Origin of the sequence: Desulfobacter latus (genome assembly GCF_013389365.1) — a bacterium.
GTDB classification, from domain to species: Bacteria; Desulfobacterota; Desulfobacteria; order Desulfobacterales; family Desulfobacteraceae; genus Desulfobacter; species Desulfobacter latus.
On sequence record NZ_JACADJ010000097.1, the window covers coordinates 1 to 10248 of the forward strand.

Annotated in this window: 10 protein-coding genes; 2 read left to right on the forward strand and 8 right to left on the reverse strand. The window is 46.5% G+C overall.

From position 1 onward, the window contains the following. The first annotated feature begins 117 nt into the window (after window positions 1–117). Together HXW94_RS17165 and HXW94_RS17170 are read left to right on the forward strand one after the other, a co-directional pair. Window positions 118–252 carry a toxin-antitoxin system HicB family antitoxin gene (locus HXW94_RS17165; protein ID WP_246294171.1) on the forward strand — a complete coding sequence of 45 codons (135 nt, stop codon included), beginning with the start codon at window positions 118–120 and terminating at the stop codon, window positions 250–252. Window positions 253–342: 90 nt separating this feature from the next. Continuing rightward, on the forward strand, window positions 343–1245 hold the full coding sequence (locus HXW94_RS17170) for a TIGR01777 family oxidoreductase (protein ID WP_178368125.1): 903 nt from the start codon (window positions 343–345) through the stop codon (window positions 1243–1245). A 111-nt stretch (window positions 1246–1356) separates the two neighbouring features. Here HXW94_RS17170 and HXW94_RS17175 read toward each other — a convergent pair whose 3' ends face one another. The 8 genes from HXW94_RS17175 to HXW94_RS17205 form a co-directional block, all read right to left on the reverse strand. After that, the gene (locus tag HXW94_RS17175; RefSeq protein WP_178368126.1) at window positions 1357–2040 is read right to left on the reverse strand and encodes a rubredoxin-like domain-containing protein; all 684 of its coding nucleotides are present in this window, start codon (window positions 2038–2040) and stop codon (window positions 1357–1359) included. A gap of 37 nt (window positions 2041–2077) precedes the next feature. Beyond that, window positions 2078–2824 (reverse strand): N-acyl homoserine lactonase family protein, encoded by a 747-nt coding sequence (locus HXW94_RS17180; protein WP_178368127.1) that lies wholly within the window; start codon window positions 2822–2824, stop codon window positions 2078–2080. Window positions 2825–2888: 64 nt separating this feature from the next. Continuing rightward, window positions 2889–4874 (reverse strand): hybrid sensor histidine kinase/response regulator, encoded by a 1986-nt coding sequence (locus HXW94_RS17185; protein ID WP_178368128.1) that lies wholly within the window; start codon window positions 4872–4874, stop codon window positions 2889–2891. A gap of 162 nt (window positions 4875–5036) precedes the next feature. Next, the gene (gene nifS, locus HXW94_RS17190; RefSeq protein ID WP_178368129.1) at window positions 5037–6203 is read right to left on the reverse strand and encodes a cysteine desulfurase NifS; all 1167 of its coding nucleotides are present in this window, start codon (window positions 6201–6203) and stop codon (window positions 5037–5039) included. 1 nt (window position 6204) lies between these two features. Next, window positions 6205–6588 (reverse strand): iron-sulfur cluster assembly scaffold protein, encoded by a 384-nt coding sequence (locus tag HXW94_RS17195; RefSeq protein ID WP_281357868.1) that lies wholly within the window; start codon window positions 6586–6588, stop codon window positions 6205–6207. 26 nt (window positions 6589–6614) lie between these two features. Then, on the reverse strand, window positions 6615–6740 hold the full coding sequence (locus tag HXW94_RS19940) for a hypothetical protein (RefSeq protein WP_281357869.1): 126 nt from the start codon (window positions 6738–6740) through the stop codon (window positions 6615–6617). Window positions 6741–6755: 15 nt separating this feature from the next. After that, window positions 6756–9341: a flagellar assembly protein A gene (locus tag HXW94_RS17200; RefSeq protein WP_178368130.1), complete on the reverse strand. Its 2586-nt coding sequence runs from the start codon at window positions 9339–9341 to the stop codon at window positions 6756–6758. A 14-nt stretch (window positions 9342–9355) separates the two neighbouring features. Then, window positions 9356–10111, reverse strand: a complete 756-nt coding sequence (locus HXW94_RS17205; protein ID WP_178368131.1) for a response regulator — start codon at window positions 10109–10111, stop codon at window positions 9356–9358. Between the last annotated feature and the right edge of the window lie 137 nt (window positions 10112–10248).

Here is a 10248-nt window from a genome sequence, read left to right on the forward strand (position 1 = left end):
GAGATAATCACAATTCATATTTGAGTATAATAAACACGGTATTTTGCTGTGACAAGATAGTTGCGATCAAAATTCTGATGATAAAAACTGTAAAGTACTTTTGAACTTATATGAAGGATGCCAAAATATTCAGGAAAATTTCAGCTAAGAGTGGACAGTGATTTACATAAAGCGCTTGCCATAAAAGCCATGCAAGCCAACGAAAGCTTAAACAGTTTTTGCGGGAAAATATTGAGGAAAACAATCGCATAATCCAAATCATAAAAGGCGAATCGGGATAGGACTCCCCATCACTGAGGAGCCCTCCCACACCTTTAATTGCAAATGAAAGGGAGTTAACACATGAAAACGGTTTTAATCACCGGTGCCTCCGGATTTGTGGGACAGACCCTTGCACAAGAATATCTGAATGCCGGCTGGCAGGTAAACGGACTCGGCACGTCGCAAAACAATCCCATGGCTGATGCGAATGATAATTTTTTCTGGACCAGTGCGGACACCTCTTTGCCGGGGGACTGGCAGGATCTTGTGGCGCAATCAGATGTCATCGTCAACCTGGCAGGACGAAATATTTTTAAACGCTGGACAAAAGAATATAAACAAGCCATTTATAATTCCAGAATCCAAACCACCAGAAATTTGGTGGATGCCATGCCCGACAACTTTGGCGGACAGTTGCTCAATGCTTCTGCAGTAGGCGCTTACGGTGATCGGGGTGAAACACCTTTGTTTGAGACACAACCGTATGGCACAGGATTTTTGGCCCAGGTGTGCCGGGACTGGGAAGCGCAGGCGCAAAAAGCCGAATCAAAAGGGGCAACGGTAGCAATCATGAGATTTGGGGTGGTGCTTGGTCCAGGAGGAGCCCTTGCCGTGATGTCCCGGGCCTTCAGGATGTTTGCGGGTGGGCCTCTGGGATCGGGAAATCAGTGGTTTCCATGGATTCATCTGGATGATCTGGTCCGGGGTGTCTTTTTTTTAATGGAACATAATGCCCAGGGAATTTACAATTTCACAGGATCGGTTCCCATCCGACAAAAAGAGTTTGCTAAAGAATTGGGGCGGGTCTTGCACCGCCCGGCCTTCATGCCGGCCCCGGCGTTTTTTATTAAACTTTTTATGGGACAGCTTGGGGCATCGTTTCTTTGCAGCCAGAAAGCGCTTCCTGCTGCTCTGGAAACAGCCGGGTTCCGGTTTAAATATAATACTGTGGCCAGCGCGTTGACACAAATTTTTAGATCATGAAAGAGTAGTTAAGGCCCATGGTCAAAACACCCGGGAGCCAAGCAGGTGAGCTGGTGCCCGGGGGTTTTGTTTTACTTTTTTAGGGCAATCATTTTTTCTGCGGCCCTAATTTTAATCCTTAAAAACCAGTTTTCCGCCGATGTGTCCGGCCACTCCGGCTGCGGCAAGCATCAACAGATTAAGCATGACAAACATCCAGCCGCCGGGCGATACCAACACCTCCGGATTGACCAGATACCAAATAATTGACGCAATGCAACAAATTGCGGTTACTATTGCAGCAGCGATTTTTATTTTGAAAATGGTTGTCAGCGCTTGATTATATTTCGTTTTCCATTCAAGAACGCCTGTTAACCCAACCAGGGGCAGGGAAATAACAACAAATACCAGATTGATAAATCCAGCCTGTACCAGCAGATTCGAACCGGAAAACCAACCGAGAATGAACAGGACTACGGCCACTGGGATGACGCCGTTGGGCAGGTGAACTGAAATTGGATGGGCATGGTATTTAAGCATCAGATCAGCCGCTCTTTTCAAGTAGACAGTCGCCTTTTCCAGGTAGACAGCTGCACGGCCTTCTTTTTCTGAAGGTGGTGCATCCGCTGTATCGGTATTGTTTGGCGCATCGGTTTTGTTTTCACCGGCGGCCGCCTCAGCTTCGGGTGTATCAGGGGCTGCATCCGCTTCAAGCAGCACAAATTTGCTTGCGGGAACACCGCATACCGGACATTTTTCAGGGGGGTTTTCTCCTGTATGAATGTATTTACATACAGAACATTGCCATCTTTTCATTAATTTTCTCCTTAACGTTTTGGTGACTATCTATTATCTAAAGACCCAGGGGATCGCCACAGGCAAACCGGGGTTCATGCAACGGGATAAGAATGTCCGCCTCTTTTTTTACCTGCACCATGATATCATAAGCCGAATAGGCATCTACATGGGTGCCCGGCGGGATAACGTCCATTTCCATGCCTTTGATTTCCGGCGGGGGATTGTAGTTTTCTTCAATGATGCAGAAGCCCGTGATGGCTGCTTTGCCTTTGGGCGTATCAATGAAAACAGTCAAGCCGCCTTTGGTGTGGACCGGCGTATGTTTAACATAGATACCGTCAACAATGGGGCCGTCTTCCTTTACGATCCTGATTTGTCCGTTTTCCTCTACATCCTCAATAAAATCTTCCAGGTACCGGTAATCTAAAGGGTGCGGGTTGTGGATGGATTCAAGTTCCTGCTCATGCACATAGAATACGGCGTTTTTACACTTATAGTCGTTTTCGCAATGATCGTTGTGCAGATGGGTATGAATGACAATATCAATGTCTTCAGGCATAAGCCCGTGTTTTTCCAAGCCCTGTTCAAAGGTATAGATCTTCCCGTTGATGGCTTTTTCCCTTTGCTCAGACTGGATGGGATTCATTTCGCCGGTGTCCACCAGGATATTTTTGTCACCGCCCTTAATTATCCAGCAGAAAATGGGAATGGTATAAGTTTCACCCTGCCCGTACTGGTAGGTCATCATGCTTTTATCAAATACTTTTGTCCCCATGGCAACGGGGTGGATGGTATAGGTCATTGTATTATAATTATTCCTCAATTATATGGGTTTGACTTTAATTCAATGATCAAGTTTAACAACTTTAAGCACTAAATACGGATTCAATTTTTTCCGACAGCTTGGCAATGTCAAAAGGTTTTAATAAAAAGTCCCTGCATTCGTTGTTGATCATCTGCCGGATCTTTTGTTTCGGATAAAGCCCGGAACAGACCAGCACACGGATATCCGGATTCAGATGCCGCACAGCGTCATAGGTCTGGACCCCGTCCATACCGGGCATGACAACATCTAAAATCATCAGGTCAATGCCTTTGGTATCATTTTGAACTACGGATACGGCCTGGGCCCCTGCACCGGCAACAAGGACTTCATAACCAAGGGTTTCAAGCATCTCCTTGCAGACTTCTATGACCTCTTTTTCATCATCTACTAAAAGTACCCGGCCTTTGCCTGAAATCAGGCGATCACTATTTTTCGCCGAAGACAAAACATGATTTGTGTATGTCCGGTCCTTTATAGCGGGCAGAAAAAACATGAATACACTGCCTTTGCCCGGGGAAGAGTCGACCTGAAAAGTGCCCTTGTGGGCTTTGATGATCCCGTATGCTGTGGAAAGCCCCAGGCCGGTTCCCTGCCCCCGGTCCTTCGTTGTAAAAAAGGGATCAAATATGCGTGAAAGGGTCTGCTTGTCCATACCCGTGCCGGTGTCTGCCACACAGACTTTGATGTAATCCCCAGCCTGATCAAGACCCATTTTTTGGGCCTGTTCGCGATCCATAACCACATTTTGAGATTTTACCACAATCCGGCCACCTTTGGGCATGGCATGCCACGCATTGACAAACAGGTTCATAAGCACCTGCTTGATTTGACTTTCATCCACCTTTATGAGCCATAGATTTTTATCCAGTTCCTGGTGGATCATGATATCTTTTCTAGTGCGGCCGAACATTTTGGCTGAGGTTTTAAGCAAATAATTTATATTCAGGGTGATGGCTGCCTGGCGGTTATTTTTTCGGGAAAAATCCAGAAGTTGACGCGCCATTTCGGCGCCGTTGTGAACATACTCGTCAATGTTGGACAGCCGTTTATACGCTTCCGATTCACGGTTAAACCCGATTTTAACCAGAGAGGTATACCCTTGTATACTCATAAGGATATTATTAAAATCATGGGCAATACCGCCGGCAAGTGTACCAATGGCTTCCATTTTCTGGGCCTGGCGAAGTTGCGTCTCAAGCCGTACACGCTCAGTAACATCTCTGGCTACAGCATATATCCCATCGAAATCATGGGAGGATTCGATATCCGGCAGGGTAAGCACCGAGGCCTTCATTTCCATGAATGTAAAAGCGGTATTCGGATTATATTCGGTTTCCCCGGCATCATCGGCTTTTTTAAAGCGCAGATTCAATGCCATGCTGCTGCCAGGGGATAAATCCCGGGGGGGTGGACCGTCGGCCTGAAACAGTCGGGAGAGTTTGCCGCGGTCATCCTCGTGGAGAATCGTATCAAACGGCGTGCCGGTGAGTTCCAGGGGCAAATATCCTAGAACATATTGAAATTGCTGATTGGCAAAAGAGAAACAGAAGTTTTCATCCAGGGTGAAAATCAGATCCGGTGAGTTGTCAATCATGTACTGATATTTTTTTTCAGAGGCCTCAAGGCGGGCGGCGTAGATTTTTTTTTGAGCAATGAGATTGCGTTGGGCGAGACCGTTTTTAACGGTTTTAATCAGATCCGCATATTCAAAGGGCTTTTTCAGGTAATCCCAGGCACCCTGTTTCAGCGCAGAGACCGCAGACTCCACAGAGGCGAATCCGGTCATGATGATGACAAGTATCTCGGTATCCAGCTCAAACATCTTGGCCATGGCCTCATATCCATTCATATCGGGCATGGAAATATCCAACAGCACGAGATCAAATTTGTGTGTATTGAACAAACGAATTGCCTGCAGGCCACCATACGCACAAAAGACACGAAACCCCTGGCTGGTTAGCCATTTGGCAATGCTGTCAACAAGCCGTTTTTCATCATCGACAACAAGGATCTGTTCAGGTTTCATATTCAAACGAATCTATACCCTAATTATTGGATTAAGCATTATTTTGCCGGTTCAACCATATCCGGATTCCAAGTCTTGTTGTATAAAATGAAGGCCGTTGATATGTCAACCGTAACGCTTAAAATCTTGACAAAAAACCTTGGGCATTTATGAGTTTTGTAATCACACAACCTTACCCTCCTTCCAGAATGGCGACATTTGACGCAGTCTATCGATGGCCGGTATCAAGGTCTCTACGATGGTGTCCATTTCGGCTTTGGTATTATAATGGGACAGCGAAAAGCGAATGGTGCCGTGGGCTGATTTAAGGGGCACCTGCATGGCCATGAGTACATGGGACGGATCTAAAGAGCCCGAGGTGCAGGCAGAACCGGAAGAGGCGCATATACCGGACTGATTCATCAGCATGAGGATGGATTCGCCCTCAACGGCATCAAAACCCATAGACAAGGTGTTGGGCAGGCGGTTTTCCCTGTCCCCGTTCACAGATGTCGCTGGGATTTCATCTAAAAGCCGGGCTTCAAGATAATCTCGGCACTCTCGAACCTGTGTATCCATCAGGGGAAGATTGGCCTTTGCAAGTTCACAGGCCTTGCCCAGGGCGATAATGGACGCTGTGTTTTCCGTACCGCCCCTGCGGCCCTTTTCCTGGTGACCGCCGATGAGAAAAGGCGAAAATTTAATCCCCTCTCTGATATAGAGCGCACCAACGCCCTTGGGTGCATGGATTTTATGTCCTGACAGGGAAAGCATGTCAACTCCCGCAGCCTCAACATCAATGGGTATTTTACCCGCAGCCTGAACCGCATCCGTATGAAACCAGATTCCGCGTTCTTTAACTTTTTTTGCGATTTCGGCAATGGGAAAGATCACCCCGGTTTCATTATTGGCCCACATGACGGATACAACCGCCGTATCATCGGACATGGCACTGTAAAGGGTGTCAAGATCAAGACGGCCCTTTTTGTCCACCGGCACAAAGGTCACCTTGTACCCTTTTTTTTTCTGCAGATGCAGACAAAGACTTCTGATGGCCGGATGCTCAACCGCCGTAGTGATAATATGTTTTTTCCGGGGGAATGCATTAAGGGCCGCATGAATGGCTGCATTATCGCTTTCCGTGCCGCAGGCGGTAAATATAATTTCGCCAGGATCGGCATGAATCAGTTTCGCCACCTGTGCCCGGGCCTGCCGGACTTTTTTATGCACTGAATCTGCAAAGCCATACATTGAGGATGGATTGCCGTAAAACTGCCCTAAATACGGCAGCATCGCTTCAATCACTTCGTCGGCCACCCGGGTGGTGGCGTTATTATCGGTGTAGATCATATCAATCCTTGATCTGAATTCCACGGAAATCGGCAATGGCTTTTTTAAGGGCTGCCTGGCCCATGACCGAACAGTGCATTTTTTCTTTGGGCAGTCCGCCCAGGTAATCGGCAATGTCGTCATTGGTTACTTTAGCGGCCTCATCCAGGGTCATGCCCTTGATGATCTCGGTTAACGCCGAGGATGAGGCCACGGCAGAGGCACAGCCAAACGTCATAAAAGAGGCGTCTATGATTCTTTCATTTTCGTCTACCTTTAAATAGAGTTTAAGTGCATCACCGCAGCTTAAAGACCCTGTTTCACCAATGGCGTTGGCCCCTTCTAATTCTCCCACATTTCTTGGTTTCAAGAAATGTTCCATAACCTTTTCCGAATAATCCCACATATCGATATCCTTTTATCCTATAATATTCATCCCTTTTTGATATATCCGTGAACGCGGGCGTGGTCTCCACGCTCACGGGTCAGATCCTTTCGGCCCCATTTCTGAACGGCAAATGCCTGAAATCCAATTTTTCCCACCGCGCTCTTTCTCATCACAACGCCTGCCCTTTATAGGTTTATTATCATTATTTCATAACCTAAGGCACCAACATTCTCTGGCCGCTTTATTTCACGGAATTTGCAATGTCTCTGAGTTTGATTCAACCTGAGGCGGCTTTTTTCTGCGACAATTACAGTGCCGGCAACAATCTCTTTCTGAACGATTAATTCCGGCTTGGGGCGGATCCGTTTTGCAAATTCCTCTATACCCCTTTTTCTAAACATCAGCGCCTCATTGTCCTCCTCCCCGGCAGAAATGTCTTTATTACATACTTGAATCTGTGCCCTGATTTCTTCCTGCTGTGCAAACACTTGATTAATGGTGCCTTCTGCATCATCTGCCCGTTGGGTTAAGAGTTGCATTGATTCAAGAATTTCCTGAAAGGGTTCGTTTTCTTTATCCTTTTTAAACGTCGGCAGCTTGTTTTTCAAGGCCTGCAGCTCCCTTTGTGACCCCTCCTGCTCAAAGGCCGCCTTGGAAATTTTGTCACTTAACATCCGTTCCTGTTCGATTAAATTTTCGATCTTTTTTTCCATCTCTTCCATGGCATGATTATTGGCCTCAATTTTCCCGTCGAGCTGGGCTATCAATATCTCCATCAACCCTTCTGTGCCCACTTCAAACCTGGCGGGCAAGGTTTTATCAGTGCCGATACTGCCCGCCCTGACCCCGGTTCTGGCATTAATGGTGGAGGCAATGATACTGCCCCCCTCATTGATGCATGCCCCCCCGGTAAACAGGCTGGAATCGATTATTTCTCTTTGAACAATGATATCTCCAAAGGATTTAACTTGTGAATTGTTGATGTACTTTGCCTGGATAACGCCTTGAACATTGATGATGTCGGCATCGGTTATACCCTGGGATACATTCAGGTCTCCGGTGATGTCTATTTCAGCACCCTGTATCTGGTCAACGGTCAGGTTGACGCATTTAACGCTGAAACCTTCCCGGATAGCTCCGGAAACTGTAAGATTTCCTGAAAAGTAAATATTCCCGGTCTTGAACCCCACATCCCCTTTGATACGAAGTTCAGGATAAACAGACACTATTCCCATGGCATCCAGATGGGGCTGCCCTTCATCTGTTGATAAAATTTTGAGCTTATCACCGGAAAGGATTGTATTTTTACCGCTTTCAAAGATCACATCTTCCGGCGGTTCAACAGTCAGGGTGTTTCCGAAAATATCAGTACCAGATCTTCCGCTACGGCCCTTTTTTTTCTCCGCCAGAAGCACCCCGGATTTTACATAGGGAATGGCGCCCCTTTCCCTGAAATCCATATTCCCTTCGCTGTCAACTACACCGGGCTGCCTGAAATCCACATCAAAATAATAGATCACCTTTGCATTTTCCGGCGGGACCGGTTTTTTCCCCGTTGCCACCACAAGATGTTTTTTATTTTCACCTGTTTCCGAAAGCCATTTGTCAATTAGCCCATCGTCCTTGATACCGAAACAAATTTGATTTTCATTTAACAGGGCTTTAATCTGTTTAAGCGCTTGGGAAAAATCATAAAAATGCACTTTTTGCTCAACAGACGCTGACATTTGATCCTTGCTGATGGTCAGATGGAACGGCACGTCATTCAAGTTTCCGGTTTCCCGTACCTTGGGCACCCCGGGGGCCGGCTCCACCCTGCAAAATTCGGCTTCGATAAACGCAGAAACAATCTGGTCTACCAGGGAGTGATCTATCCAATCCTGGTCTTTGAGTAACGTGTCACATATTTTTTTGACATAGGGGTCGTTTACCATTTTTTTAAAAGAGGGCCCCGTAAGCAGTCCTGCCGGAACCGGTGGACAGGAAGAATCAATTCCTGTAATAACGTCTTGGCTTTGTTGGGACAATTGTTCGTCTATTTCTTTAAGCGCCACAATACCGTCGGCTGCCAGGTTTTCAATAAAGCATTTTATATTCCATGCCTGGCTGTTGAATTCCTGGAGAAAACTTTCAGGCGTCAGATCAATGTGTTTTTTGGACAACAATGCTTCAAGGCCGGCTGTCTCTTTTTTTTCCACAGATGTTTCAGGGCGCAATTTCAGGGTTTTCAACAACTTATTCTTTTTTTGGATTTCAAGGGCGTCACTCTGTTTTTTTTCCTTTAAGGTCAGCGCCATGTTATATAGCTGACGATTTTGTACCTTGGTCAATCTGAGCAACCGTTCTTTTTTCTTTATTTTTTCAAAATATTCCGCCCGCTGGCTGACTTCGGCATAAAGCATCTCATCGTGAAAGGGAACGGGAATGCAGTTGTGGATTCCGGCACGGTTGACTGCACTGATTACCGTAGTGATTTCAATGGAATCAATCAATAGGACCCGCTGGGTGTCCGGTGCCATGGATTTGACATTTTTTAATAATTCGTCTCCAGCCATCCGGGGCATCCGATACATGCATATCACAACTGCAAAGGGATATTTTTCAGCGTCTTCCACAGCAGCAAGTGCGCCGTAGGCGGAGTTAACCCTTCTGACAGCATAGTTGCCCCTGGTAAAGATCTGTTCAATCCGCCCCCCAAGAATCTCATCGCTTTCCACGATAAGGATTCTGGACTGGCTTAGGTTGGATTCATTGCCTGTATTCTCACTCATGCGCATCTTGTCCATCACCCCCGGGAAGAGTCGGGTAGTATCTCAAAGCCCTTCTTAAATGCAATTTCCTGAAATCTGCAGTATAAATCCGCCACCGCTGCTGCAAACAGTAGATTTAACTGCGCCTCACTCACAATTTTCCTGTCCTTTAAGGTCTCTTTGAGCTTCTTGGCACCGGACAAAGCCTCTTCCCGGGTACCTGCACTGCAGGTGCCGGCCTCATTTCCAGCCTTTTTAAGCTTTTCATCAAGGGCGTTAAGAATTTGTGCCTGCTTTTGTGTTTTCTGCCTAAGCAGCGCATTGAATTCAGAAAGTTTTGCGTTCTGTTCCTTGGCCGTACGGAATAAATTCTCATATTCAAGGGTCAGTTCATATTGTTCCAGCCCTTCTTTGATAATATCTACGACCCTGTCCGGGTCCCATGGCTTTTGAAGATATTTATGAATTTTTCCCTGGTTAACAGCCTGGATAACGGTATCGAAATCCGAATAACCGGTGGTCAGGAACCGTATGGTGGACGGGGACAAAAGGCTGACCTTTTCAAGCAGCTCGGTACCTTTCATCCCGGGCATTTTCTGGTCGCTGATGATCAAAGAAAAGGGATTTTTCCTTTTTTCAATTTTTGCCAGCGCCTCCATGCCGTCAGGGGCATAGACTGTTTTTACGGATATCTGCTTGAGTAGCCTGGCCAGAAGTTTTCCGATATGGACTTCGTCATCCACAATTAAAACCGTGTGGTCCATATTTTTTTGCGCGTGGTGATCAACCATGCAACCCGCCTTTATAGAATTCGGCAAGAAAACCCACTGATCACCGAAGGTGTCGGTGGGATGAATTGCCGCTTTTTAGCCTTGCTGTTCAATATACCTCTTAATTGTTTCAATTGAAGCATTACCAATTGAGCAAC